Origin of the sequence: Mycobacterium zoologicum, assembly GCF_020181635.2 — a bacterium.
Taxonomy (GTDB): domain Bacteria; phylum Actinomycetota; class Actinomycetes; order Mycobacteriales; family Mycobacteriaceae; genus Mycobacterium; species Mycobacterium zoologicum.
Genome location: NZ_JAYJJS010000043.1, coordinates 1 through 25,944 on the forward strand (window position 1 = coordinate 1; position 25,944 = coordinate 25,944).

28 protein-coding genes are annotated in these 25,944 nt (G+C 68.0%); 9 read left to right on the forward strand and 19 right to left on the reverse strand.

The features are described 5' to 3' along the window. The first annotated feature begins 246 nt into the window (after positions 1 to 246). The 4 genes from K6T84_RS22580 to K6T84_RS22595 all read left to right on the forward strand — a co-directional run bounded on the left by K6T84_RS22580 (position 247) and on the right by K6T84_RS22595 (position 5,074). Entirely contained in the window at positions 247 to 585 is a 339-nt protein-coding gene (locus tag K6T84_RS22580; protein ID WP_224860285.1) for a DUF732 domain-containing protein, read from the forward strand. A 143-nt stretch (positions 586 to 728) separates the two neighbouring features. Then, positions 729 to 3,530 carry an aconitate hydratase gene (locus K6T84_RS22585; protein ID WP_225401876.1) on the forward strand — a complete coding sequence of 934 codons (2,802 nt, stop codon included), beginning with the start codon at positions 729 to 731 and terminating at the stop codon, positions 3,528 to 3,530. 15 nt (positions 3,531 to 3,545) lie between these two features. Further along, a complete protein-coding gene (locus K6T84_RS22590) occupies positions 3,546 to 3,881 on the forward strand; it encodes a carboxymuconolactone decarboxylase family protein (protein WP_224860289.1) in 336 nt (111 codons plus the stop codon). A gap of 206 nt (positions 3,882 to 4,087) precedes the next feature. Then, the gene (locus K6T84_RS22595; RefSeq protein WP_408065875.1) at positions 4,088 to 5,074 is read left to right on the forward strand and encodes a tellurite resistance/C4-dicarboxylate transporter family protein; all 987 of its coding nucleotides are present in this window, start codon (positions 4,088 to 4,090) and stop codon (positions 5,072 to 5,074) included. Here K6T84_RS22595 and K6T84_RS22600 read toward each other — a convergent pair. From K6T84_RS22600 to K6T84_RS22635, 8 genes are read right to left on the reverse strand one after another with little or no spacing between them, the layout of a single operon-like run. Then, positions 5,040 to 6,110 (reverse strand): ABC transporter ATP-binding protein, encoded by a 1,071-nt coding sequence (locus K6T84_RS22600; protein ID WP_225401877.1) that lies wholly within the window; start codon positions 6,108 to 6,110, stop codon positions 5,040 to 5,042. The two genes, K6T84_RS22595 and K6T84_RS22600, sit on opposite strands and share 35 nt — an antisense overlap. 9 nt (positions 6,111 to 6,119) lie before the next feature. Beyond that, positions 6,120 to 6,965, reverse strand: coding sequence for a carbohydrate ABC transporter permease (locus K6T84_RS22605; RefSeq protein WP_225401878.1), 846 nt, complete (start codon positions 6,963 to 6,965; stop codon positions 6,120 to 6,122). Continuing rightward, entirely contained in the window at positions 6,962 to 7,846 is an 885-nt protein-coding gene (locus tag K6T84_RS22610; RefSeq protein WP_224860295.1) for a carbohydrate ABC transporter permease, read from the reverse strand. The genes K6T84_RS22605 and K6T84_RS22610 overlap by 4 nt, the downstream gene beginning before the upstream one ends. After that, positions 7,843 to 9,159, reverse strand: coding sequence for an ABC transporter substrate-binding protein (locus tag K6T84_RS22615; RefSeq protein WP_225401879.1), 1,317 nt, complete (start codon positions 9,157 to 9,159; stop codon positions 7,843 to 7,845). Before K6T84_RS22615 ends, K6T84_RS22610 begins: the two co-directional genes overlap by 4 nt. A gap of 6 nt (positions 9,160 to 9,165) precedes the next feature. After that, a complete protein-coding gene (locus K6T84_RS22620; protein WP_225399608.1) occupies positions 9,166 to 11,079 on the reverse strand; it encodes a YhgE/Pip domain-containing protein in 1,914 nt (637 codons plus the stop codon). A 3-nt stretch (positions 11,080 to 11,082) separates the two neighbouring features. Next, positions 11,083 to 11,820, reverse strand: a complete 738-nt coding sequence (locus tag K6T84_RS22625; RefSeq protein WP_225401880.1) for an ATP-binding cassette domain-containing protein — start codon at positions 11,818 to 11,820, stop codon at positions 11,083 to 11,085. Between the two features lie 32 nt (positions 11,821 to 11,852). Continuing rightward, the gene (locus tag K6T84_RS22630) at positions 11,853 to 12,296 is read right to left on the reverse strand and encodes a TOBE domain-containing protein (protein WP_225401881.1); all 444 of its coding nucleotides are present in this window, start codon (positions 12,294 to 12,296) and stop codon (positions 11,853 to 11,855) included. A gap of 10 nt (positions 12,297 to 12,306) precedes the next feature. Further along, a complete protein-coding gene (locus K6T84_RS22635) occupies positions 12,307 to 12,873 on the reverse strand; it encodes an isochorismatase family protein (protein ID WP_224865789.1) in 567 nt (188 codons plus the stop codon). Positions 12,874 to 12,993: 120 nt separating this feature from the next. Between K6T84_RS22635 and K6T84_RS22640 the strand changes: the two genes are divergently transcribed. Next, the gene (locus K6T84_RS22640) at positions 12,994 to 13,518 is read left to right on the forward strand and encodes an RDD family protein (protein ID WP_225401882.1); all 525 of its coding nucleotides are present in this window, start codon (positions 12,994 to 12,996) and stop codon (positions 13,516 to 13,518) included. A gap of 4 nt (positions 13,519 to 13,522) precedes the next feature. On the opposite strand, the gene K6T84_RS22645 is transcribed toward K6T84_RS22640, so the two are convergent. Continuing rightward, positions 13,523 to 15,031: a carboxylesterase/lipase family protein gene (locus K6T84_RS22645; RefSeq protein ID WP_225401883.1), complete on the reverse strand. Its 1,509-nt coding sequence runs from the start codon at positions 15,029 to 15,031 to the stop codon at positions 13,523 to 13,525. 42 nt (positions 15,032 to 15,073) lie between these two features. On the opposite strand from K6T84_RS22645, the gene K6T84_RS22650 reads away from it, so the two are divergent. After that, a complete protein-coding gene (locus tag K6T84_RS22650) occupies positions 15,074 to 15,793 on the forward strand; it encodes a hypothetical protein (protein WP_225401884.1) in 720 nt (239 codons plus the stop codon). Between the two features lie 3 nt (positions 15,794 to 15,796). Here the strand turns inward: K6T84_RS22650 and K6T84_RS22655 are convergent, their stop codons facing one another. Continuing rightward, positions 15,797 to 16,135, reverse strand: a complete 339-nt coding sequence (locus K6T84_RS22655) for a hypothetical protein (protein WP_224860310.1) — start codon at positions 16,133 to 16,135, stop codon at positions 15,797 to 15,799. Positions 16,136 to 16,272: 137 nt separating this feature from the next. Between K6T84_RS22655 and K6T84_RS22660 the strand changes: the two genes are divergently transcribed. Further along, entirely contained in the window at positions 16,273 to 16,608 is a 336-nt protein-coding gene (locus tag K6T84_RS22660; protein WP_224860312.1) for an RNA polymerase-binding protein RbpA, read from the forward strand. A gap of 6 nt (positions 16,609 to 16,614) precedes the next feature. Here the strand turns inward: K6T84_RS22660 and K6T84_RS22665 are convergent, their stop codons facing one another. From K6T84_RS22665 to K6T84_RS22680, 4 genes are all read right to left on the reverse strand, one after another. Next, on the reverse strand, positions 16,615 to 17,364 hold the full coding sequence (locus tag K6T84_RS22665; protein ID WP_224860314.1) for a polyprenol monophosphomannose synthase: 750 nt from the start codon (positions 17,362 to 17,364) through the stop codon (positions 16,615 to 16,617). Next, a complete protein-coding gene (gene lnt / locus K6T84_RS22670) occupies positions 17,357 to 19,066 on the reverse strand; it encodes an apolipoprotein N-acyltransferase (RefSeq protein WP_225401885.1) in 1,710 nt (569 codons plus the stop codon). The genes K6T84_RS22665 and lnt overlap by 8 nt, the downstream gene beginning before the upstream one ends. Next, positions 19,059 to 20,579 (reverse strand): amidohydrolase, encoded by a 1,521-nt coding sequence (locus tag K6T84_RS22675; RefSeq protein ID WP_225402004.1) that lies wholly within the window; start codon positions 20,577 to 20,579, stop codon positions 19,059 to 19,061. Before K6T84_RS22675 ends, lnt begins: the two co-directional genes overlap by 8 nt. A 114-nt stretch (positions 20,580 to 20,693) precedes the next feature. Further along, complete coding sequence (locus tag K6T84_RS22680; protein ID WP_225399613.1) at positions 20,694 to 21,182, reverse strand: FxsA family protein; 489 nt, start codon at positions 21,180 to 21,182, stop codon at positions 20,694 to 20,696. A 64-nt stretch (positions 21,183 to 21,246) separates the two neighbouring features. On the opposite strand from K6T84_RS22680, the gene K6T84_RS22685 reads away from it, so the two are divergent. Continuing rightward, positions 21,247 to 21,954: a dienelactone hydrolase family protein gene (locus K6T84_RS22685; RefSeq protein WP_224860320.1), complete on the forward strand. Its 708-nt coding sequence runs from the start codon at positions 21,247 to 21,249 to the stop codon at positions 21,952 to 21,954. Here K6T84_RS22685 and ric read toward each other — a convergent pair. The 4 genes from ric to K6T84_RS22705 form a co-directional block, all read right to left on the reverse strand. Continuing rightward, entirely contained in the window at positions 21,951 to 22,646 is a 696-nt protein-coding gene (gene ric / locus K6T84_RS22690) for an iron-sulfur cluster repair di-iron protein (protein WP_224860321.1), read from the reverse strand. The two genes, K6T84_RS22685 and ric, sit on opposite strands and share 4 nt — an antisense overlap. Before the next feature lie 64 nt (positions 22,647 to 22,710). Next, positions 22,711 to 23,097 (reverse strand): PPOX class F420-dependent oxidoreductase, encoded by a 387-nt coding sequence (locus K6T84_RS22695; protein ID WP_224860323.1) that lies wholly within the window; start codon positions 23,095 to 23,097, stop codon positions 22,711 to 22,713. A gap of 39 nt (positions 23,098 to 23,136) precedes the next feature. Further along, the gene (locus K6T84_RS22700) at positions 23,137 to 23,454 is read right to left on the reverse strand and encodes a hypothetical protein (RefSeq protein WP_224860325.1); all 318 of its coding nucleotides are present in this window, start codon (positions 23,452 to 23,454) and stop codon (positions 23,137 to 23,139) included. 124 nt (positions 23,455 to 23,578) lie between these two features. Then, positions 23,579 to 24,328, reverse strand: a complete 750-nt coding sequence (locus K6T84_RS22705) for an SDR family NAD(P)-dependent oxidoreductase (protein WP_225399615.1) — start codon at positions 24,326 to 24,328, stop codon at positions 23,579 to 23,581. A gap of 35 nt (positions 24,329 to 24,363) precedes the next feature. Here K6T84_RS22705 and K6T84_RS22710 point away from each other — a divergent pair, with 35 nt between their 5' ends. Beyond that, positions 24,364 to 24,777, forward strand: a complete 414-nt coding sequence (locus K6T84_RS22710) for a F420-dependent biliverdin reductase (RefSeq protein WP_224860329.1) — start codon at positions 24,364 to 24,366, stop codon at positions 24,775 to 24,777. Here the strand turns inward: K6T84_RS22710 and K6T84_RS22715 are convergent. After that, on the reverse strand, positions 24,774 to 25,895 hold the full coding sequence (locus K6T84_RS22715) for a M24 family metallopeptidase (protein WP_224860331.1): 1,122 nt from the start codon (positions 25,893 to 25,895) through the stop codon (positions 24,774 to 24,776). The genes K6T84_RS22710 and K6T84_RS22715 overlap by 4 nt on opposite strands. Positions 25,896 to 25,944: the final 49 nt, after the last annotated feature.

The window sequence follows — 25,944 nt, forward strand, 5'->3', positions numbered from 1 at the left end:
GTCGGCAACCCACGTTCACATGTGAGTGAGGCCCCAGCCCCCCATACCGTCTAGATACGATACGAGAAATCTGGCTAATAGTCACAAATTTATAAAGCTCAGGAAACAATTTAGTATCCGCGGTTGCCCCCTGGCCGCTGCGTGACGCCCCACACGCCGTGTTGACGCAGGTCAACAGGCCGAGGGTGGTGCAACGCACAGTCGCAAAGGTAGACCAGCTAAGCAGCTGGGTTTAGACTGCACCGCATGAAGTCGACGACCCTTGCCGCCGCGATCATGGGATTGGCGGTCGCCCTGGCCGGCCCCGCGCACGCTGACCCCGACATCGATTTTGCGCGTGAACTGCACACCTACGGCATCTACGGCCCCCGCGACTACAACGCCTGGTTGGGCAAGATCGTCTGCGAGCGCCTCGACAAGGGCGTGGACGGCGACGCCGCCAAGTCGGTGCGCTTCATTACCCCGAACCTGCAGAAGGGCACAACTCAGACGCAGGCCTGGCAGTTCCTCGGCGCTTCGATCAACACCTACTGCCCGGACAAGCGACCGGTCTACGAGCGCGCTGCAGCAGCACAGCACGGCTGATCGACGCCGGCCAGGTGTGGCGGCGCGATTTGTTCGCCCACACCGTCGGCGCCCTCCCGATGACGGACTAAAGACCCCGCCCCACGCCGGTATGGACGACTAAGGTCGGAAGTATCCCATTCCTTCCGGCGAGAGGGGCCGCCATGGCCGCACACCAGATCCTCGACAGCTTCGGAACCAAGGGCCAGTTGGCCGTTGACGGCACCACGTATCAAATCCGGCGGCTGGATCAGATCGACGGCTCGGCCCGCCTGCCCTACAGCCTCAAAGTTCTGCTGGAGAACCTGCTGCGCAACGAGGACGGTCGTCTGGTGACGGCCGACCAGATCACCGCGATGGCCGCCTGGGATCCCGCGGCCGAGCACGGTCGCGAAATCGCCTACACCCCGGCGCGGGTGCTGATGCAGGACTTCACCGGGGTGCCGTGCGTCGTCGACCTGGTCGCGATGCGCGACGCCATCGCCGATCTGGGTGGGGACACCAAGCGGATCAACCCGCTGTGCCCGACGGAGCTGGTGATCGACCACTCGGTGATCGCCGACGTCTTCGGCCGCACCGATGCGTTCGCGATCAATGCCGAGCTGGAGTTCGAGCGCAACGCCGAGCGCTACCAGCTGCTGCGCTGGGGCCAACAGGCGTTCGACGACTTCGCGGTGGTGCCGCCCGACACCGGCATCTGCCACCAGGTCAACCTGGAGTACCTGGCCCGGGTCGTCTTCACCCGTGACAGCGCGGACGGCCCCCTGGCCTACCCCGACACCCTGGTCGGCACCGACTCGCACACCCCGATGGTCAACGGCCTGGGAGTGCTCGGCTGGGGCGTTGGTGGGATCGAAGCCGAGGCCGCCATGCTGGGCCAGCCGATGAGCATGTTGATCCCGCAGGTGGTGGGCCTGAAACTCACCGGTGAGCTGCCTGCCGGCACCACCGCCACCGACTTGGTCCTCACCGTCGCCGAACTACTTCGTCAGACCGGCGTCGTCGGCAAGTTCGTCGAGTTCTTCGGGCCGGGCGTGGCCAACGTGCCGCTGGCCAACCGGGCCACCATCGGCAACATGAGCCCCGAATACGGGGCCACCTGTGCGATCTTCCCGATCGATGACATCACGTGCGACTACCTGCGCCTGACCGGCCGATCCGAACACCGGATCAAATTGGTGGAGGCCTACGCCAAAGAACAGGGCATGTGGCATGACCCCAACCATGAGCCGACGTTTTCGCAGACCCTCGAGCTGGATCTGAGCGCGATCGAACCGTCGATCGCCGGACCCAAACGCCCCCAGGACCGCATCCCGCTTCGGGTGGCTCCCCACACGGTCTCGGCGCTGCTGAACGGCACCGAAACGACGGCGGAGGCGCTCTCGGAACTCGACCAGGCATCCGCGGCTTCGTTTCCCGCCAGCGACCCGATCGCCTTCGGGGAGAGCATGCCCGAGGGCAGGCCCCACGAGCCGTGGAAAGGTGGCGACAAGCTGCCCTGGCCGAGTGCGGCCACAGCAGTACAGCTGGCCGACGGCACCAGTGCCGAGGTCGACAACGGCGACGTCGTTATCGCTGCCATCACCTCGTGCACCAACACGTCCAACCCGTCGGTGATGGTCGGCGCGGCACTACTGGCCAAGAAGGCGATCGAGAAGGGCCTGTCCCGCAAGCCGTGGGTGAAGACCACCCTGGCGCCCGGGTCTCGGGTGGTCACCGACTACTACGACCGCGCGGGCCTGACTCCGTACCTGGACAAGCTGGGCTTCAACCTGGTCGGTTACGGCTGCACCACCTGCATCGGCAACTCCGGGCCGCTGATCCCCGAAGTGAGCAAAGCCGTCGTCGACAACGACCTGACGGTGTGCTCGGTGCTGTCCGGCAACCGCAACTTCGAGGGCCGCATTCACCCGGAGACCCGGATGAATTTCCTGGCCTCACCACCGCTGGTGGTCGCCTACGCGCTGGCCGGCACGCTGCGCGTCAACCTGCTCACCGATCCGATCGGTACCGGCAGCGATGGTCAACCGGTGTACCTGCGCGACCTGTGGCCCACCACCGCCGAGATCGCCGCCATTGTCGACGACAACCTGCAGGCCGAGATGTTCACCGCCAGCTACGCCGACGTGTACAACGGTGATGACCGCTGGCGTTCGCTCGCGGTCCCCGATACCGACACGTTCTCCTGGGATCCAGACTCCACCTACGTTCGGCAGCCCCCGTACTTCGACGGGATGACCCGTGAGCCACAACCGCTCACCGACATCACTGGCGCCCGGGTGCTGGCCAAGCTCGGCGACTCGGTCACCACCGACCACATCAGCCCCGCTGGCTCGATCCGCTATGACTCGCCTGCCGGAAAGTATCTGTCCGCCCACGGAATTGAGCGCAAGGACTTCAACTCCTACGGTTCCCGGCGCGGCAACCACGAGGTGATGATCCGCGGAACCTTCGCCAACATCCGGCTGCGCAACCAGTTGGCTCCCGGCACCGAGGGCGGTTTCACCCGCGACTTCACCCAGCCCGATGCCCCGGTCAGCACCATCTACGACGCGTCGGTGAACTATCTGGCCGCCGGCACCCCGCTGGTGATCCTGGCCGGCAAAGAGTACGGATCCGGCTCCTCACGCGACTGGGCCGCCAAGGGCACCGTGCTGCTGGGGGTGCGGGCCGTGCTGGCGGTGTCCTACGAGCGCATCCACCGCTCCAACCTGATCGGGATGGGCGTGTTGCCGCTGCAGTTTCCCGAGGGCGCCGACGCGGACTCGCTGGGCCTGACCGGTGAGGAGACCTTCGAGATCACCGGTGTGACAGCGCTGGCCGATGCCATCCCGGACACCGTGCACGTCAAGGCCGGCGACGTGGAGTTCGACGCCAAGGTGCGCATCGACACCCCCGGCGAAGCCGACTACTACCGCAACGGCGGCATCATGCAATACGTGCTGCGCCAACTTTTGGACGCCTAGCCGAAGGAGAGCGCCATGTCAGACGACCTGTATCCGAAAGCGACACAAGAGATCTACAACCGCCGCAAGGAACTGACCCCGCACACCCACGAAGCCTTCGAGGCGTTCTCCAAATCGGTGTTCGCCGACGGAGCGCTGCCGGAGAAGACCAAGCAGCTGATCGCCGTCGCGGTCGCCCACGTGACTCAATGCCCGTACTGCATTCAGGGTCACACCAAATTGGCGCACCGCAAGGGCGCCACCGACGCCGAGATCATGGAGGCGATCTGGGTGGCCGCCGAGATGCGGGCCGGCGGCGCCTACGCGCATTCCACCCTGGCCCTGGACGTGCTGGCCAAAGAACACCACTGATTTCGGTGCTTGCGGTCTGGCGAGCGCCAGCGTAGAGATCGGTGTTGATTGCCGGCATCTCCCCTCCCCTGAGCTCACCCTGGTGGTATACCTCGACCTTCGACAACAGAGAGGGCCGCGACCGGGTGAGAGAAGCAACGACAGAGCCGACGTATGGAACCCGCGAGGCGATTCGCACGCTGAACCCCGGCTACTTCGCCCTGGTCATGGCCAGCGGCATGGTGTCGATGGCGATGTATCACCAGAACTCACGGCGGCTGTCGGTGCTGCTGCTGTGGGTGACGGTGGCGTCCTACGTGCTGTTGCTCACCGTATCGGCGGTGCGCTTCGTCGCGTTCCGTCACGAATTCCTGGCTGATCTCTACGATTCCGGCCGCGCCTTCGGCCTGTTCACATTCGTCTCGGCCACCAACGTGCTGGGCGCCCGGCTGCTGATGGACGGGCACAGCAGCATCGCATCCGGGCTGCTGATGGCCAGCACCTTGGCCTGGCTGGTACTGGGTTACCTGATTCCCTGGACCGCCGTACTGGGCACCTCGGAACGTCCGGTGGTACGGCGGGCGAACGGCACCTGGTTCGTCTGGGTGGTGGCCAGCCAGTCTATCGCCGTGCTGGCCGCCGCACTCGAGGTGAAAGCACCCGAATCGTGGCGCCAGGGCCTGGCACTGCTCGCGGTCAGCTCCTGGTCGGTGGGTGTGTTCCTCTACGGCGCAGCCGGCATATTCGTTGCCTTACGACTGCTGCAGTACCCACTGCGGCCCGAAGATCTCATTCCGCAGTACTGGGTGGGAATGGGCGCGACCGCGATCACCGTCCTGGCCGGTGCCCGGATCGTCGAGATGGCCGAGGCGCCCATGGTCAATGCCACCCGCGGCCTCATAGCGGGAACCTCGGTGCTGTTCTGGGCGTTCGGCACCTGGCTGATCCCGCCGTTGATCGCCGCCGGGGTGTGGCGACATGTCGTGCACCACATCCCACTGCGCTACGAGGCACCGTGGTGGAGCGTGATCTTCCCGTTGGGTATGTACGGGGTGGGCAGCCACTACCTCGGGCAGGCCGACCACCTGCCGATCGTCTACTACATCGGCTCGGTGCAGAGCTGGATCGCGTTGGGCGCCTGGGTCATCACGTTCGTGCTCATGGTGCACCACCTGGCGGTCACGCTGGGACCACCCGGGCGCCGTCCGCAGTGAAGAAGTGCAGATCGGCCTTGTCGAACCGCAGCGACAGCCGTGCGCCGCGCCGCACATCGGTGCCGCCGGGCACCCGTGCCACCACCGACTGCGGCGTCGATGGGCTCACGGTGCTGCCGTAGAGGTAGGTGTCGGCACCGAGGTCCTCGACGAGATCCACCTCGACACCGACCCCGCGCTCTGCGATGTGCAGCTGCTCGGGGCGGATGCCGACGATCAACTCCGGTGCGGTGGAGGCGATCTCGCGGGGCAGCTCGACCGTGTAGTCCCCGAGGGAGATCGCACCGGCGGTGACCGGGACGGTGAACAGATTCATCGCCGGCGAGCCGATGAACCCGGCGACGAACACGTTCGCCGGGCTGCGGTACAGCTCGCGCGGCGGGGCACACTGCTGCAGAACCCCGTCGCGCAACACCGCCACCCGGTCTCCCATCGTCATCGCCTCCACCTGATCGTGGGTGACGTAGACGGTCGTGATACCCAGCCGGCGTTGCAGTTCGGCGACCTGGTTGCGGGTCTGCACGCGCAGCATCGCGTCCAGATTCGACAGCGGCTCATCCATCAGGAACACCTGCGGGCGGCGTACGATCGCCCGCCCCATGGCGACGCGCTGGCGTTCACCGCCGGACAGATCCTTGGGTCTGCGGTCCAGGTGTGCTTCCAAGCCCAAGAGCCGAGCGGCTTGGATTACCCGCGAACGGATCTCGGACTTGGGCGTCTTGGCGATCTTGAGGGCGAATCCCATGTTCTGCGCCACCGTCATGTGCGGGTACAGCGCATAGTTCTGGAACACCATCGCGATGTCGCGCTGACCCGGGTCGGCAGCGGTGACATCGGTGCTTCCGATATAGATGTGGCCGGCGTCAACGGGTTCCAGGCCGGCCAGCATCCGCAGCGTCGTCGTCTTGCCGCAGCCGGACGGCCCCACCAGCACCATGAACTCACCGTCGTCGACCGACAGGTCCAGCGCGTCCAGTGCCGGACGTGCGGCGCCGGGATAGCGCCGGGTTGCGGCGTCGAACCTCACCGATGCCACTGGGCTGCCCTACCTTCCACCGAAGCCGCTGGCCGCGATCCCGCTGACGAAGGAGCGTTGCGCGACGGCGTAGATCGCGATCAGCGGCGCCAGCATCAGCATGGACGCCGCCATCAGCACCGGCCATTCGGCGACGTACTCCCCCTGCATCCACACCAGCCCGAGGGTAAGGGTGGCGATGGCCTTGCGCTGGATCATCAGCAGTGGCCACAAGAAGTCGTTCCAGACGTTGATCCAGGTCAGCACCGCCAGCACCATCACCGCGGGTTTGGCGTGCGGCAACAGAATCCGCCAGTAGACCTGCCACGGCGAACACCCGTCGAGGATCGCGGCCTCCTCCAGATCGACGGGCAGCGTCGCGAAGAACTGCCGCATCAGGTAGGTCCCGAAGGCACTGCCGAACAACCCGGGAATGATCATCGCCCACATGGTGTCGGTCCACCCGAACACCCGCATCAGGATGAACTGTGGGATCACCGTCACGGTCAACGGCACCATCAGGGTCGCCAGGTAGAGCACGAACAGCGTGTCGCGTCCGGTGAACGGCAGACGGGCGAACGCATACCCGGCCAGGGAGCAGAAGAAGACCTGCCCAGCCGTCACGGCGCCGGCATACAGGACGGTGTTGACGAACATCCGCCAGAACGGCATTCGGCTGAACACCTCAACGTAGTTCGACCACTGCGGATCGGCCGGCAGCAGCATCGGCCGGCTGATCTCGGCCTGGCGCTTCAGCGATCCGGACAGCGCCCACAGGATCGGGAACAGTGCGCACGCGGCGACCGCGATCAGACCGGCGTACACGCCGAGCAGCCCGGCGATGCGATGCCGTTGCAGCGGCCCCGATGCGCTCATGGTTCGACCGCGTCTTTCCGCGACACTCGCAACTGGATGACCGTCAGCAGCAACAGTACGGCGAACATGACCCACGCCAGCGCGGCCGCGTAGCCGAAGTTCAGGAACGCGAACGCCTGCTGAAACAACATGATCGCCAGCACGTACGTCCCGGTCTCGGGACCGCCGCTACTGCCGGTCAGAACGTAGACCAGATCAAACGCCTGGAACGCGTTGATAACCGAGATCACCACCACGAACCACAGCGCGCCTCGGATCATCGGGACTGTGATCGACCAGAACCGCCGGATCTCCCCGGCGCCGTCGATGCGGGCAGCCTCGTGCAACGACTCGGGTACACCCTGCATCGCGGCCAACAGGATCACCGTCGCGAACGGGACGCTCTTCCAGACGCTGACCAGACACAACGACACCATCGCCCAATGCGGCTCGGTCAGCCACGGCACCGGCGAGATCCCGGCCCAGCCGAGCATGATGTTGAGCAACCCGCTGTCGGTGTTGAACACGAACTGCCACACCACCGCGATCACCACCGAGGACACCGCCAGCGGCAGGAACGCTATTCCCCGAAACAGCGCTATCCCCTTGATCTTCCGATTCAGCAGACCGGCGACCGCGACACTGATCAACACTGTCGGGACCACCGTGCCCACGGTGAACACCGTGGTGTTGCGCACCGCGATGCCGAACAGTGGATCAGCGGTGAACAGATCGCGGAAGTTCGCCCATCCGACGAACCGGGGCGAGGTGAACAGGTCCCACCGCTGCACGCTCATGTAGAGCGAAAAGGCCAGCGGGAAACCCATGAACACCGCCACCGCGGCCAGATTCGGCGCAATGAACCACCGGCCGGCCCTGGCCCGTCTGCGGGTGCGGTTCATACGCCGGCCAGGACTTCGTCGATCTGCGGTGTCAGCCCGGCTTTGAGGGTTTCCGCAGGCCGCTTGCCGCGCAGCACCGGACCGATCGCACGGTCCATCAGGGCGTGTACCCGCTGCCAGTCCGGAGAGATCGGCAAGCCCTCGGAATGCGAGGGCCCGCCGGTGAGGACGGCCATGTTGGCGATTCCGGTGTGGGCTGCGGCGAATCCGGGTGCGGCTATCGCGGACTTCAGGACCGGCACGAACAGCCCGGTCTGCCCGATCAACGCCTGCCCCACCGGCCCAGCCGCGAATCTGACGAAATCCCAGGCCTGTTGCCGGCGACGGCTGTCGGCGGCGATCGCCAGGCCGGTGCTGCCGATGGCCGAACGGGCCGACATCCCCTTGGCTGCCGCACCCGGGCCGGTCGGCAGGATCGTGACGTCGAATTCCAGGTTCTCGGCCTGGGCGAAAGTCTGGTAGCGCCAGTGCCCGCCCAGAGCCATCGCCGCATTGCCGGAGGCAAACAACCCCATGGTGGAGATCGACTGGGTATCCGATGCCGCCGGTGCCACCCGGTGCACGTTGGACAGGTCGGCGTAGAACTGGATTCCGGCCAGGAAGTCGTCGTCGTCGAAGTTCAGGTGTGTGGGGTTGAACCGCGGGACCGCCCACGGCACACCGTTGTTCATGCCGAACAGCGCCGCGCTATACGGCGGTGACCAGGTGTCGACGAAGCCCCACTGGGTGACCCGCCCGGTGACATCTCGCCGGGTGAGAGCCGTTGCGGTGTCCAGGAATTGATCGAAGGTCCAGGGCGCGTCCCAGCGGCCCGGCGGCGGTGGCACCCCGGCTTCGGCGAACAGTCTCGGATTGAAGAACAGAAACGCCCCCGACCACTGCTCGGGGAAGGCGTACTGGCCGCCGTTGAAGCCGAACGTCTCATAGAGCGGCCCGATGCTGTCGGCATGCAGCGTCGCCGCGAACTCGGGGTCCTTCGCCAGCAGGGTGTTCAGGTCGAGCAGCACGCCGCGGTCGGCCAGGCCCGCATAGTTGAACTCCCAGGCCATCAACACATCCGGGCATTTCCCGCCGGCGCAGAATGTCGACATCTGCTGGGTGGGGTCTCCCCCGGCAAGGATCGTGCGCACCCGGATATCGGGGTGCGCACGCTCGAACGCCGACACCACCCGCATGCGGGCGTCGGCCTCTTCGGGGTTGGCGGCGAAGAAGAAGGTCAGCGCGTCGTCGTCGCCGGTGCAACCGGCCGGCCACGGCGCCAGGGCCGCCGCCGACAGCGCTGTGGCCCCGCGCAGAAACGTGCGCCGCCGCAACGGTTCTCACACCTCGATCGGCGGGTAGAGACGTTCGAGGGTGAACTGCCGGTCTCGGCGGGCGGCCCAGGCGCTGGCCGCCAGCGACACCACCAGGATGCCGGCCAGCACACCTACCGAAGTCCACATCCTGGCGTCCACCCCACCGACGATCAACTGGCGTAACCCGTTGACGGCGTAGGTCATCGGATCATAGGGGTGCAGGATCTGGAACGGTTTCGCGGTGGTCTCCACCGGATACACGCCACCGGAGGACACCAGCTGGAACATCAGGAAGGCCAGGGTGAAGACCCGGCCCACCGCCACCCCCAGCACAGCGTTGAAGGCCTGGATCATCGCCAGGAACGACGCGGCGATCAGCGTGAGGAACGCCACCATCCCGGCGGCGTAGCGGGCCTGCAATCCGACCCCGAAATGCACCACCGTGTACATCAGGACCACCTGGCAGATCCCGAGCAGCAACGCCGGCCAGTAGGAGGCCAGCACCACCCGTAGTGCGCCGAGGCCGTTGACGACGGCCCGAGTCTGCAACGGCGTCAGCAACATCCACACGATCAGGGAACCGATGAACAAAGCCAGCGGCAGGAAGAACGGGGCGAACCCGGTGCCGAATGTGGCGGCGTGGTGGGTGAAGTCCATCTCGACGCCGACCGGACTGGCCAGGATCGCCGACACTTCGACACGCTGCTGGTCGGTGATCGTCGACGCACGTTGATCGGCCTCACCCAGGCCGGTCGCCAGCTGTTCGGCACCGTCTTTGAGCTGGTTGCCGCCGTCGGCCAACTGGACCAGCCCGTCGCTGAGCTTGTGCGCACCCGCATCGAGGTCGGAGGCGCCGTTGCGCAGCGTGACCAGATCGGCCTTGAGCCCGCCGTCGAGGGCGTGGGTGATGAAGGTGCGCAAGCCGCTGTTGGGGTCGGCCAGATCGTTCTCGAGCTGTTGAGAATTGTTGCGCAGCTGGGTCAGTCCCTCGTCGGTGGCCGGATCCAGTCCCTTGACATCGAGCAGTCGCTGGGCGCCGGCCAGGGTGTCGCCGAGCCCCCGGACCGCCGGATCGGGGTTGGTGCGTAAGGCGTCCACGACTTGATTGACGATTCCCGCGGCCTGCTGATAGTTGACGTTCAGCGAGGCGAGCCGATCGGACACCGCCTTGATGTTGCCGCTGAGCCGGGTGGCGGCCGCACCGGCGGCGTTCGGGTCGAATCCCATCGAACCGAGGTCGTCGGTCAGCTTCAGCAGCGGATCGGTGGCCTGCTGGATTCCGGCCGACAGCCGATGGCTTCCGTCGGCGAGAGCCGCGGCACCGTCGCGGGCGGTCCCCAGTCCGTCGGCCAGGGTCCTTGAACCGTCGGAGAGCCGGACCGCACCGTCGGCGGCCTTGGTGACCTGGTCGGTGACTTGGGTCAGTGCCGTGCCGATTACCTGCTGACCGACCTTGGAGCTGACTTCGTTGAGCACCTCACGAGCCGCGTTCTGGCCCATCACCGACGCGAGGTAGTTGTTGGCGTCGTTGAAGCGGAACTGGATCTGTGCCTTCTGTGGGTTCGGGCCTGCCGGCGATACCACCGCCGTACTGAAATCCGCTGGGAGCGTGATCGAAAAGTAATAGGTTCCGTCGGAAACCCCTTCGGCGGCTTCGCGTTCCGACACCTGATGCAGGTCGAGCTGACCGGAGTCCACCAGTGCGCGAGCGACCTCGTCGCCGGCTCGCAGCGCATTGCCCGAGACCGTCGCACCGGTGTCCTCGTTGACCAGCGCCACCGGGATCTTGTCGATCGCCGCGAACGGATTCCAGAACGCCCAAAGGTACATGGCTCCATAGAGCAGCGGCAAGACGATGATGGTGATCAGGGCCAGCCGGGGCATGGTCCCGCGTGAATAGCGTTTGAGGTCGGTGCCCAGCGACATTCCGGCGAGCATGATCTAGTCGTCCCCCTTCTCGTGGCGGCCGTGCACATCGGCGGCCACTTCGGCGTGCCGCAGATGCTCGACGTGGATCTGCGTGACGACGTCCGTGGACTCGGGCAACTCATTGGCCGAGGCGGTGATCACCGTCTGCTGCTCCCCCAGCTCCACCAGTCTGTGGATCAGGGTCTGCCGTTCGCGGTCGTTGGTGACCTCGTCGATGCTGCCGACCACCAGAAGTGCCGGGCGCGCGGTGTTGGCCAACGCGATGCGCAGCAGTACCCCGGTCAATTCGTCGAGCTGTTCGACGAACTCGTCCAGTTGCGGCAGTGGCAGATCGCCGAAGACCGGTCGGCACACCGCGTCTCGCTCGGCCTCGCCCGCGCGGCGCACCAGCCGGTACCACGGTGCGTCCCAACGGATCTGTTCGGTGATCAGGTCACGCACGGTCACCGACTCGTAGATCGCATCCAGTTGCTCGATGCCGGCCAGCGCCGAGACCGCGAAGATGTCTCGCGCCTTGCTGTGCCCGAACACCGTGAGCATTCCCGTCGACGGCTTCATCCGCCCCGCAAGGTTCATCAGCAGCGCGGTGCGCCCGGATCCGGGAGCACCGATCAGCACGGTGAGGCCGCCGGAAGCCGGGATATCCAGATCGAGCGGTCCGAATACCGGCCCCCACGGCCCGGTCATCGAGATCCCGCGCGCCGTCACCGCCTGGGGTGCCGCGTGCTGGCCGTGATCGTCGTCAGGCATGGATACAGCCCCCTGGTAGTAGTAGCCGATCGTCAGCCGAATTCCGCCGCGGGATCGGTGTGGCCGGCGTTGCCGGCCCGGCGCGGCAGCTCGACGACGACGTTGGTGGCCTTCACCGATGCCACGACCAGGCTGCCGGGCTGCAACCTCAGTTCCTCGGCGGCTTCACGGCTGACCAGCGACACCAGCCGAAACGGACCGGCCTGGATGTCGACCTGTGCCATCACCTTGTCGCTGGTCACCGCGGTCACCAGCCCGACCAGCCGGTTACGGGCCGACTGGCCCACCACCGGGTTGCGCGACACCGGCTCGACGGCGGCACGCTCTTGGGCGAAGCGGGCCAACTCGGCCCCGTCGACCATGCGCGGACCGCTGCCCGCGGTGGCCGACAGGCGATCGGAATCGATCCACCGGCGAACGGTGTCGTCACTGACCCCGAGCAACTCGGCGACTTCGGCGATGCGAAAACGTGGCACGCGCATGAGCTTATCTCCGCAGAAGGTCGACGCCGCCGGAACGCAACGCGGCCAGCGCGGCGGCGGTCGTCTCCGGTGCCACGCCTACGGTCAGGTCGAGCAACACCGTGGTATCGAAACCGGCGCGGATCGCGTCCTCGGCGGTGGCTCGCACGCAGTGGTCGGTGGCGATGCCGACCACGTCGACACTGTCCACCCCACGCTGGACCAGCCAGTCGGCCAGCCCGACGCCGTCGTCGTCGGCGCCGTCGAACCCGCTGTAACCCGCGCCGAAGGCGCCCTTGGAAAAGACCGCCTCGATCCGATCGGTGCACAGATCGGGGTGAAACGCCGCCCCGGCGGTGCCCGCGATGCAGTGCGGCGGCCATGACGTCACATAGTCGGGATGGTCGGAGAAATGCCCGCCGGGGTCGATGTGACGATCCTGGGTCGCCACCACGTGCGCGTAGCGGTCGCGGGCCGTCACGCCGTCCAGGTAGTGGGTGAGGTCTCGGGCGAGGGCCGCGCCACCGGTCACCGCCAGTGCTCCCCCTTCGCAGAAGTCGCGCTGGACATCGACGATGACCAGAGCCCGCATGCCGTCCACCGTATCGCCGGCGCCGTGGGCGAATCCCTTTTCGCCGTCCGCAGAATCCGGTTCGGCCCGCACCGTGCGCGGTACATTGGCCAGCATCCGACGTGTTCAGGAGCGAGGCAGATGACTACCGGTGATTTCCACCCGAACAACCCCGGCTACGGGCCCGGTTCCGGTCAGGGTTTCGGCCAGCCCGGCGGCTACCCGTCGGCACCGGGCTGGGGCCAGAAGCCCGGTGGACTGATCAGGCGTTTCTGGGCTCGGTGGATCGACGGCGTGCTCGTGGGTATAGCCGCCTGGTTCCTGGCAGTGTTCCTGTTCTCCGACGACTACCCGTTCCTGGTGACCGGTCTGTTCTCCGGGGTGCTGACCTTCGGCTACTTCGTCTTGTTCGAGGTCACCCAGGGGGCCACGCCGGCCAAGCGGCTGCTCGGGCTGGCGGTGCGCGGACCCGACGGCGTCTCGAAGCCGACCTTGGGCGAATCCGCGAAGCGCAACGCCTTCACCGTGCTGGCGGTGATTCCCTACCTGGGCGGACTGCTGGCATTCGTCGCCTACGTGGTGATCGCCGTGACGATCGGCGGCAGCCCGACCAAACAGGGCAAGCACGACGAACTGGCCGGCGGGACCCGGGTGATCCGGGCCTGATCCGCTAGCGGGCCAGGGTGAAGCCCTGCCAGGCCACCCGGCGCTCCGGGGCCGGGTCGTACTCCACCCGGGGCTTGCGGTCGAGCACCATCACGGCCCGGTCGGCCTCGGTGTAGAGCGGCCAGTCGTCGCCCGGCACCCCGGTCCGGCTGAACGCCCCCCAGCGGCGCTGCACGTGCCCGCTGACTTCAAGCGCGGCCCGGCGATCGGCGCCCGCGGTCAGCAGGAACCCCAGCCCCCCGCTGCGGTATATGTCGAACACCGCGAACAGTTCGGTGGCATGGGTGGCGCCCAGGCCCGCCCAGCGCAGCGCCCGCGGTGCAAAGTCGTAGCGGTAGACGTATGTCGGGGCGTGGCGGCTGTGCGCCTCGGCGATCTCCCAGACCGCAGAGGTGAAGGCGAAGTCGCCACCGAGACGGATGCAGGCGGCCCGGGTCGGGTAGTCCGGGTAGGCGGCCACGATGCGGTCGCGGACACCCGGTCCGGCGTTGGCCAGCACCGACTCCACCATCGTCTCGTTGGTCGGCAGCATCTTCAGGAAGCGGGTGAACAACCTACCCTCCTGGGCATTGCTGCCGACGATCAGCGGCACCCGGTTGGCCGCGCCGCGACGCATCGCCTCGACCGGGTCCAGCGGCAGCACGTCGTCGCCGTAGACGGGGCCGATCGGGAAGGCGCCGAGCATCTCCTGGGCGCCCTGGGCGATCAGGCGATCCTGGGCTGCCAGCAGTTCGGCGGGCGAGACGCGCAGCAGAGTCCGCGCAGCGTCGCTCGCCCGCACCCCGAGCAGCGTGGCGAACCGGTTCGCGAACTCTGCCGCCATCTCCGGGCCGCGCACCATGCCCGCCGCCGGGCTTTCGGCGATCGCGCGGGCGAACAGGCCCTCGGCAGCGGGAACCGCCAGCAGCGTGGAGACGATGTGCGCGCCGGCGCTCTCGCCGAAGATCGTGACGTTGTCGGGGTCCCCGCCGAACGCCGCGACGTTGCGGCGCACCCACTGCAGCGCCAGCACCAGGTCACGCAGGAACAGGTTGCTGTCCAGCGTGTCCTGCGACGTCGACAACGACGACAGATCCAGGCAGCCCAGGACACCCAACCGGTAGTTCATCGACACGTAGACGCAGCCGCGCCGCGCCAGGGCCGCGCCGTCGTAGATCGGAGTGGCGGAACTGCCCAGGATGTAGCCGCCGCCGTGGATGAACACCATCACCGGCAGCGGGCCCTGCGCCGGCTCCTCGGGCGCCACCACGTTGAGCGTCAGGCAGTCTTCGTCAGCCCGCTGGAACCGGCCCGGACCGAGGATGGTGTACATCCGCTCCTGCGGGGCGCAGTTGGCGAAGCCGTGGCAGTGCCGCACCCCTGACCAGGGTTGAGCCGGTCGTGGCGCCCGGAACCGCAGTGGCCCGACCGGCGGCTGCGCATACGGGATGGACCGCCAGCGACGCACCCCGTCGCGGGCGAAACCCTCCACGATGCCGGTGTCGACGCTGACCTGCACGGGGTGGTTATGCATGAGGCGAACGGTAGCGAATGGCCCTCCGGTTAGCCTAACGACATGCGTCTTGCCGGGCTGATCGCCGTACTGCTGTTGATCGCCGGATGTTCCCGCGCGAGCGTGCAGGAACCCGAACCGGGCACGAGCACGCCGTCGTCGGCGGCGTCCACCCAGTCCACGCCGTCCTCGGCCTCGCCAGCACCGGGGAACCCCAGTCCGTCGTCGAAGCCGGCCACTCCCCCCGTTGCGGGTGCCCCGATCGCAGATGTCATCGCCTGGGTCGAAGCCGGTCGCCCGGTAGACGCCGCGGGCTATCACAAAGCCACCCGCGACGATGAGACCACCGATCTGGTCGACGAGGTGGCGTTCACGGTGCCGGCCGGATCCCGCCAGGCCACCAAGTGCATGACCGATAAGGACGCAGGCGACAGCGCGCTGGCCTGCGTGGTCGACCTGGTGAGCCCGCCGCCGCAGCCCGCCGACATCTACGGGCAGTGGAAGGGCGGCTGGGTGGACTTCGGCGGCAACTCGCTGCGCGTCGGATCCGCGCACGGGGATCCGGGCCGGTTCCTGCACGGGGACGGCGCCAAACTGCCCGACGGCGACACGCTGTCGTTCGGCGACTATCGCTGCCGCGCGGACCGCACCGGCCTGTACTGCGTCAACTACGCCCACCGTTCGGCGGTGCTGTTGCGCCCTGAGGGCATCGCAACATTCGGCTGCCTGCACCCGGTGCCGCCGCCCGTCGACGCCGGCAAGCTGTTCAGCTGCGCAAGCTGACGCTCAGCGCCAGCGGTCGGCGGAGTCGACGGCGCCCAGCAGCACATCGCACAATTGCCGCAGTTCGTCGTGCGAAGCATCCTCGGACAGCGCGGTCGCGATGTCCTCGGCGGCGCAGCGCACCTGATACACCCGGTCGGACAAGGCGGTGGCCTCGTCGGCGGAGAGCACCACCGAATCGGGTGCCAGTGCGGCGGTCTTACCGCTGCTGATCAGGGCACGCTGTTCGTAGGCCCGTTGCCGGCAGGACTGCCGGCAGTATTGCCGGCGCCGCCCGATGCCGGCGTCGCCCACGTCGCGACCACACCAGCGGCACGGTTGGGGGCGGGGGCTGCGGGGCACGCTTGAAGACCTTAGTCGGGCCTCGGCGATGATCCCGGTATCATGGGAGGTCGCGCCGCGTGCGCCGGGAACTGTTCAGGACCCGCTCGCGTTGTCCATCGCGAGGCATTTTTTGTGACTTAAGGAGAGTGGGTCGAATGGCTGATCGTGTTCTGCGGGGCAGCCGGCTGGGCGCCGTGAGCTACGAGACCGACCGCAACCACGACCTGGCACCCCGCCGGATGGCGCGGTACCGCACCGACAACGGCGAAGAGTTCGAGGTTCCGTTCGCCGACGACGCGGAGATTCCCGGCACCTGGATGTGCCGCAACGGCCTGGAAGGCACCCTGCTCGAAGGTGACCTGCCGGAGCCGAAGAAGGTCAAGCCGCCGCGTACGCACTGGGACATGCTGCTGGAGCGTCGCTCCGTCGAGGAGCTCGAAGAGTTGCTCAAGGAGCGTCTCGACCTGATCAAGACGCGCCGGCGCGGTTAAACCGCCCTAGCGCTTACCGCGGAGCCGGTTCACCCGGCCGCCGATCCCCCACCGGGCGACCTTGACCATCGCCTCGCGGATGTTGGAGCCACTCATCTTCGACACGCCGAGCTCGCGCTCGGTGAAGGTGATAGGCACCTCGGTGATGGTGAAACCCTCGTTGACGGCGCGCCAGGTGAGGTCCACCTGGAAGCAGTAGCCCTTGGAGTCCACCGCGTCCAGTCCGAGCTTCTCCAGCACCCCGCGTCGGTAGGCCCGGTACCCAGCGGTGATGTCGTGAATGCCGACTCCGAGCAGCAGCCGGGCATAGGTGTTGGCGGTCTTGGACAGCACCAGGCGGCGCACCGGCCAGTTACGCACCGCTCCGCCGTCGACGTAGCGCGATCCGATCGCCAGGTCGGCGCCGGCGTCGACGGCGTCCAGCAACCGGTACAGCTGCTCGGGCGCGTGGCTGCCGTCGGCGTCCATCTCGACCAGGACGTCGTAGTCGCGGGCCAGCCCCCAGGCGAAGCCGGCCAGATAAGCCGCGCCCAACCCGGCCTTCTCCGTCCGGTGCATCACATGCACGCGCTCGGGATCGGCGGCGGCCCGCTCGTCGGCCAGCTGCCCGGTGCCGTCGGGGCTGCCGTCGTCGACCACCAGAACGTGCACGTCAGGGCGGGCCTGCTGCAGCCGGCCCAAGATGATCGGCAGGTTCTCCAGCTCGTTGTAGGTGGGAATGACCACCAGGGTGTGCAGGCTGGGACGCTCACTCATCGGCGCCGCTCCTCCCGTTGACTTCGGCGCCGGAGGGCCGCCGTGTGAGGCGACGCCGGGTGGCCGGACGCCGCATGAACACTCCATTTTGCCGTATGGCCGCCATTAGTCCGGCAACGGCCGCGCCGAGCAGCATCCATTGCAGGAGCGGCCCCCACCGGGTGGCCGGGGTCAGGCTGGACTTGAGGCGCACGTGCGCGTCGAGGTAGGCCGGTTCGAAGAACCCGGTGCGGGCCAGTTCTCGGCCGTCGGGGGCGATCATCGCGCTGATTCCGGTGGTTCCCGCGACGACGACGTAGCGGTCGTGTTCGACGGCGCGCACCTTGGCGAAGGCCAGTTGCTGTTCGCTCATCGTGGCGTCGAAGGTGGCGTTGTTCGACGGCACCGTCAGCAACCGGGCTCCTGCGAGCACCGACTGGCGCGCGGCGCGGTCGAAGATTACTTCCCAGCAGGTGGCCACCCCGACCGGCACGCCCGCGACATGCACGACGCCGTCCCCGTGGCCCGGCACGAAGTAGCCCGCCCGATCGGCATAGCTGGACAGGTGACGGAAGAAATCCCGCCACGGCAGGTATTCACCGAACGGCTGCACGATCCGCTTGTCGTGGCTGTCGCCCGGTCCGGTGACCGGATCCCACACCAGCACAGAGTTGGTGGCGACCGGATTGTCGCGGGTCCAACCCGGTGCGGAGCGCACGGTGCCGACCAGGATGGGCGCGTCGATCGCCTGAGCCGCCAGCGTGATCTGTTGTCCGGCATCGGTATTGGCCACGGGGTCGATGTCGGAGGCATTCTCCGGCCAGATCACGAACAACGGCTGCGGGGCCCGCCCGGCCGCGATGTCTTCGGCCAGTCGCAGGGTCTCGCGGACGTGATAGTCCAGCACCTGGCGGCGCTGGGCGTTGAAGTCCAGCCCGAGCCGCGGCACATTGCCCTGCACCGCGGCCACCGTGATGGTGGGGTCGTCGCCGGCGCCCGCTCCCGAGCGCCGGACGCCCGGCCACATCAGCACCGTGGCCAGCAATATCGCGCAGATGCACAGGCCGGGCAGCAGCACCGCCGGCGGGGGGGCGGCGGACTCGGCGTGCTGCGAGTCGTCGCGCAGCCATCGGACGATCTCGGAGATCAGCGCGGCACCGGCGCAGCCGGCAAGCGCCACGGCTGTCGACAACAACGGGACCCCGCCGAGGGCGACCAGTGGCAGCAGCGGCCCCTCGGTCTGGCCGTATCCGATTACGCCCCAGGGGAATCCGCCAAACGGCAACACCGACTTCGCCCACTCCAGGGCTGTCCACAGCAGCGCGAACCACACCGGCCAGCCCGCCAGGTCACGCACCACGACGGCGGCCGCACCGAAGACGGCCGGGAACAGCGCACACATCAGCGTCAGCATCAGCCACGGCAGCGGCCCCACCAGCCCGCCGACCCACGGCAGCAGCGGCAGGTAGAACGCCAGACCGCAGAGCAGGCCGTACCCGAACCCGCCGGCGATCGTGGTCACCGGGTGCCGCAGCACCCAGCTCAGCAGCCCGATCGCCAGAATCGCCGCCCACCACCAGTTCAACGGCGGGAAGCTGGCGCGCAGCAGCATTCCGGCGACCACCGTCGCGGCCAGCTGAGCCCAGCGATCCGCCGCCGCCACCCCCAGCCGTTCCAGGCGGTTCGGCGTGGGTGCCGCCGGGCGGCTGTCGGACTCAGCCATACAGGGTCACACCCCGGTGCACCGTGCGCCGACACCGCGGTGCCGCTCCCGAGTCCAGTACCGGCAGGGGCGGGACACCCGAACGCGGGTCGGTCGACCAGCGCTGGACCGTGTCGCGGGGGGCCTCAACGGCCAGCTCGCCGACCTCCCACACCGCATAGGACGCGGGCGCCCCGGGCACCAGGGTGCCCGTCACGCCGTCGTGGACGCCGCCGGCCCGCCAGCCTCCCCGGGTGGCCGCGGCGAACGCCGCCCGCATCGATACGGCGCTGCCGGGGGTGCGGTGCCGGGCGGCCGCGTGCACGCCGGCCCAGGGGTCGAGTGCGGTCACCGGGCTGTCGGAACCGAACGCGAGTGGCACGCCTTGGGATGCTAACAGCGCGAACGGATTCAGCCCGGCGGCGCGCTCGGCACCGAGCCGCTGGGAGTACATGCCGTCGTCGCCGCCCCAGCGCGCGTCGAAGGCCGGCTGCATACTGGCGATCACACCCCACGAGCCGAGTTTGGCGGCCTGCTCGGCGTTGACCATCTCCAGGTGCTCCAACCTATGACCGCAGCGGGCCACCGCAGCCACCCCGAAGCGGTCCACCACCTGTTCCAGCGCGGCAACCACCGAAGACACTGCGGCGTCACCGATCACGTGGAAACCCGCCGGCACCTGCGCCTCGGTACAGGCCCGCAGATGCGCCTCGACGGTCTCGCCGTCGACGTGGCACATACCGGTGCAACCGGGCGCGTCGGCGTAGGGCTGGTGCAGCCAGGCGGTGTGCGAACCCAGGGCGCCGTCGACGAACAGGTCACCACCGAGGCCGCGAGCACCGGTGTCGGCGACCAACTCCCGGGCCCGGGCGGCGCTGTCGACCGGTTCACCCCAGTAGCCGACGACCTCGACCCCGTGGCTGAGGGCGCGAAGTTCCCGCCAGTCGTCGAGCCCACCGATATCGGGGCCGGCGCACTCGTGCACCATCACGATCCCGGCGGCGGCCGCCGCATCGAGTGCCGCCGTGCGGGCTGCGGAACGCTGGTCGGCGGTGAGCAGTTCGCGGGCCTCGGCGCGTACCCGGTGGTGGGCCTCTCCGGACAGGGGGCCGGACAGTACGGCGTCGCCGGACAGGCCGGTCACCCGACGGCGCAGCGCGGTCGAGGCCAACGCCGAGTGCACGTCGACACGCGACAGGTAGGCCACCCGATCCCCCACCACCGCGTCGACCGCCGCGGTGTCGGGGGCGCCGTCCGGCCAGTCCGTCTCATCCCAGCCGTGACCCCAGATCGGTTGGCCGGGATGGGCTGCGGCGTAGTCGGCGACCAGCTGCAGGCAGTGCCGTGACGAGGTGGCCGGCCGCAGGTCCAGGCCGGTGCGGCACAGACCGGTCTCGGTGACGTGGACATGGCTGTCCACGAAGCCCGGTGTCACGAAACCCCCATCGAGGTCGTCCACCTCGGCCTGTGGGAACCGTTCACGCCCGACGGCGTCGCTGCCCACCCACACGACCAGGCCGTCGCGTACCGCCATGGCGGTGGCATCGGGATGGCTCGGGCTGTGGATACGCCCGCCCAGCAGCAGCGACGCAGAAGTCCCGGACGCGATGCTCTCGACAGTCACGGTCTAAAAAGTACGGGTACCGGGTCAGCCGGCCGACAGGGCGGGCTGATTCACCTCGACCACACTGACCACTTCGGCGTCGATGTAGTCATCCCGGCGAGCCGCGCGTCGGCCCGCATACCAGCGGCGGCCCACCGTGGCCGCGCTCAGCAGCGGGGTGTAGCGGCCCAGGCCGATCGTCGCCGCGGACAACAGCAGCGGGCGGGCAGCAGAGCGAGTCGCCGGCGCGAGCAGTCCCAGCCCCAGCAGCGTGGTCACCGGTCCGGGCACCGCCACCAGCAGCGTGCCGGCCGCGACCAGCCCGCCGTCGGTCAGCGCACCCCGCCCGGCGCCCGAGCGCAGCCGTCGGGCCTGATGCCTGACCTGGCCTGCCGACAGTGCGAGGCCGGCGACGAATGCCACGAGCAGGCCTAGCACCGTCCAACCGAACCCGACAACCCAGATCAACGCAGCCACCGCCGCCGTCTCGACCAGGACATAGGCCAGAAACATCCGAAGCACAGCGCTCGCCATGCCACTCCAACGTCGGCCTCGCGGATCGAGTTCCCCGCGGCCCGAGGCGCACTACGGTGATGCGATGACCACAATCGAACTCGCTACCGGCGACGGTCCGATCGAGGCGCTGCTGGACATTCCGGACGGTCCGGGGCCGTGGCCCGGCGTGGTGGTGATCCACGACGCGATCGGGTACGGAGCGGACATGCAGGCCATCTCCGAGCGGGTCGCCGCGGCCGGCTACCTCGCACTGTCGCCGAACCTGTACTCCCGCGGCGGGCGGGCTCGCTGCATCACCCGGGTGTTCCGCGAGCTGCTCACCCAACGCGGTCGCGCCCTGGACGACATCATGGCCGCCCGCGCTCATCTGCTGGACATGCCGCAGTGCTCGGGGCAGGTCGGGATCGCCGGGTTCTGCATGGGCGGACAGTTCTCGTTGATCCTGTCGCCCAAAGGATTCGGGGCGTCTGCCCCGTTCTACGGCACCCCGCTGCCCCGGCACCTCAGCGACACCCTCGACGGCGCCTGCCCGATCGTCGCCAGCTTCGGGGCACGCGATCCGCTAGGCAGGGGCGCCGGTGAACGGTTGCGCGTACTCGTCGAGGAGAAGCAGATCCCGCACGACATCAAGACCTATCCCGGCGCCGGTCACAGCTTCGCCAACAAATTGCCGGCCCAACCGCTGATCCGGATCGCCGGTTTCGGCTACGACGATGCTGCGACCGCCGACGCCTGGGAGCGGGTGTTCGCATTCTTCGGCGAACACCTGCACCCGGACTCGGTCGCCTAAGCGCTCGCGGTTGCCAGGACCCGCGGGAACAGCACGTTGTTCTCCTTGTGCACGTGCAGGTGGATGTCGCTCTCCAGGTCCGCCAAGCCGGCCAGCATCGCGGTGTAGCTGGCGCAGGCGTCGGCGGGAACGGCGTAGCCGCCGGTGAGCTCACGCAACTCGGCCAGCAGATGGCCGGCGTTGTCGTGTTCCTGCTGGTTCTCCGCCAGTTCGTTGCGGACCTCGTCGGACAGCGGGCGGTCCGGCCGGCCGGCGCTCAGGCTGATCTCGGGGAAGAGCATGGTCTCCTCGGTGCGCAGGTGGGGTTCCATGCCGCCGCGCAACTGGTGGAAGACCTCACGGACCCGGGCCAGCTCGCCGTGGTTGGGTCCGTGCACGCGCGCCACCTTGTCGACCAGTTCGGCCAACCGGGGGAACTCGTCCCACAGGAAGCGGTGGTGGGTGCTGACGATGTGCGCGATCAGCGCGGTGTCGTCGAAGTCGGCCCAATCGGCCCGCTGAGCGGACTCGGTGGAGCTGTTCAGTGCGGCCAGCAATTCGTCGGCGTCGACGCCGTCGGCCGCGCACGCATCGGCCAGGGAGCGCTGGCCGTGGCAGCAGAAGTCGATACCGAACCGGCTCAGGGTCCGGGTGGACGACGGGTCAGCGGTGACGATGTCGCCGAGGATCTGGTCAGAGGTGAAGGTCGTCACGCGAAGCTCCCTAGGCTCGAGATTTGAAGGACTTAAATCCACTATATGCGATGCGGGCTCCGGCTCACCCGGCGGTCGGGGTCAGTGCCAGCCCGACATTGTTGCGCATGCCACCGCGCAGCTTGCTGAAGAAGTTGAACACGCGCCCGACGACGTGATAGCGCTTGCCGATCGCGTCGTAGACGGCGCCGTTCTGCGATTTGTCCAGCACGGTGGCGACCGCCTCGATCGCCTCACTCTTGGGGTTTCCCCGCATGTCACACACCGCAAGCGTGACGCGGGGCGTGTTGCGGATGCGCTTGACCTTCCAGGAGCTCTCCTGGGTGATCACCAGGAGCCGGTCCCCGTCTGCCGCAGCCCAAATCGGGGTGGGCTTGGGCCGACCGTCTTTGGTGAACGTGGTCAGCAGCAGGTAGTCAGCCTTGGCGATGTCAGCAAACGTCGGGGTCACGAAGGTGAATCTACCCGTCAGCCATCGCCGGGGCGGGGCCTACAGCGGAGGGTGACTCGGGATCGGGTGCAGTTCGGAGAGCCGCGGCAGCTCGGGCTTCGCCGGCGGCGAGCCGACGTACGCGGCGACGGCTTCCGGCGAGATCAACGCGTAGCGGACGAGCAGATCTACGGCGTTCAAGCCGAAGTGCTGGGCAACCCGGATCAGGTTGTCGGCGGTGATCAGTCGACCCTCATGAGCCGCCTTGTAGTACGCGGACTTGCGGTAACCGAAGGCCTCGTAGACTTCAGTCGCCGGCAACGGCCTGCCGACCAGGTACGGAAGCACGACCGACGGGTCTTTGTCACGATCGTCCATGGTTTTAGACGATAGTCCCAAAACGAGCTCTGAAGCCATAGTCAGCTGTCAACTTCCTGTCTCATTCCTTGGCCCAATCAACGCGTCGGCCAGGAATTTAGTCACAAATTATCGTGGTACGAGCTTAACGCGGCAATCGACGCCAGATGACCTGCGGGACCAACCGCATCACCACAAACATCGGCCGCAGCAGCCAGGGCACGGCGACCGTGCGCCGGCCCCGCGCCAACGCCCGAGCCGTTGCATCTGCCACCTGCGCCGGAGTGCTCGTCGGTGGTGCCGGTTTCATGCCCGCCGTCATCCGGCCGATCACAAACCCCGGCCGCACGATCAGCAGGCGCACACCGGTGCCGTGTAATGCATCGGCCAGGCCGTTGGCGAACCCGTCCAGCCCCGCCTTGGCCGAGCCGTAGACGTAGTTGGCTCGCCGCACCCGCACCCCCGCGATCGAGGAGAACACCACCAGCCGGCCGCGGCCCGCGGCACGCATCGCTGCAGCCAGGTGGGTGAGCAGGCTGACCTGGGCGACGAAATCGGTGTGCACCACCGCCACCGCGTGTGCGGCGTCCGTCTCGGCGCGGGCCTGATCGCCCAGCACCCCGAATGCCAGGACGGCGGTGCCGATGGGGCCGTGCTCGGCGATCAGTTCCGCAACCAACCTGCCGTGGCCGGCCACGTCGTCGGCGTCGAACTCCGTCGTGTGTACCGCGGCGGCACCCGCGTCGCGCACGGCGGCTGCCTCCGCGTCGAGCCGGCCGGCGGATCGCGCGGCCAGCACCACCGTCGCACCGGGCGCAAGCCGGCGCGCCAGCTCCACGCCGATCTCACTGCGACCCCCGAAAATCACCACCGGTCCGGCAACCGTGTCGTTCACGGCTGTGATTATCTCCTGCGCTAGCGTGAGCGGTGATGGCGAACGCAACGACCCGGCTGACCAGTGACGCGCTGGCGTTTCTCACCGAACGTCACCTGGCTATGCTGACCACGCTGCGCGCCGACAACTCACCGCATGTGGTGGCGGTCGGCTTCACCTTCGATCCCAAGACTCACATCGCCCGGGTGATCACCACCGGGGGTTCGCAGAAGGCCGTCAACGCCGACCGCGCCGGGGTGGCCGTGCTCAGCCAGGTCGACGGCGCGCGCTGGCTCTCGTTGGAGGGCAGCGCAAGCGTCAACGACGCCGTGGCCGCGGTCCGCGACGCCGAACTGCGTTACGCCCAGCGCTATCGGACGCCCCGGGTGAACCCGCAGCGCGTGGTGATCGAAGTCCAGGTGGAGCGGGTACTGGGCTCGGCGGACCTGCTCGACCGCAGCGGCCGCTAAACGCCGACCACGATCAGATCGTGGGGCCGGTTGTTCAGTGACTCGGCGCCGTCCTCGGTGACAACGACGATGTCCTCGATCCGGGCTCCCCACCGGCCGGGAAAGTAGATCCCCGGCTCCACCGAGAACGCCATGCCGGCGGCCAGGGTGACGTCGTTGCCGGCGACGATGTAGGGCTCCTCGTGCACCGACAGTCCGATACCGTGCCCGGTGCGGTGCACAAAGTATTCGCCCAGACCGGCCTCGGTCAGGATGTCGCGGGCCGCGGCGTCCACCTGCTGTGCGGTGACGCCGGGGCGGATGCACTCCACCGCCGCGCGCTGCGCCTGCTGCAATATCGAATACTGTTGGGCCACTTGTGGATCGGGCTCTCCGATGCTGTAGGTGCGGGTCGAGTCGGAGTTGTAGCCGGGTTCGACCGGGCCGCCGATGTCGATGACGACGATGTCGCCGGCCTGCAGCACACGATCGGAGCACTCGTGGTGCGGGTCGGCGCCGTGCGGGCCCGAGCCGACGATGATGAATGCCACCTCCGAATGGCCTTCGGCCACGATCGCCGCGGCGATGTCGGCGGATACCTGGGCCTCGGTGCGCCCCGGTGCCAGGAACTCCGGCACCCTGGCGTGCACCCGGTCGATAGCCGCACCCGCCTTACGCAGCGCATCGATTTCGCTGGGGTCCTTGATCATTCGCAACTCGCGCAGCACCTCGGTGGCCAGCACCGGCGTCGTCTGCAGGGCTGCGGTCAACGGCAGTAGATGCAGCGCGGTCATCGAATCGGTGACCGCCACCGCCGCCGGCAGCGCCCCCAGCGCATCGCCGACCAGGCGGTAGGGGTCATCCCCGTCCACCCAGTCCCGCACGGCGATGCCCAGATCCGTCACGGCCGATTCGCGCAGCGCTGCCAATTCCAGCCGCGGAACCACCACGGTGGGCCGCCCGGCTGCCGGCAGTACCAACGCGGTGAGCCGCTCGAAGGTCTGGGCCCGTGAGCCGATCAGGTAGCGCAGGTCATAGCCCGGGGTGATCACCAGGCCGGCCAGACCCGCGTCGGCGGCCGCGGTGGCCGCGGCGGCCAGGCGATGGGCATAAACAGTGCTGTCGAACCGGGAAGTCATTGGTAGTCAGGGGCGCAGTACTCGCAATGCGAGCCTGTTTCCCCATCCC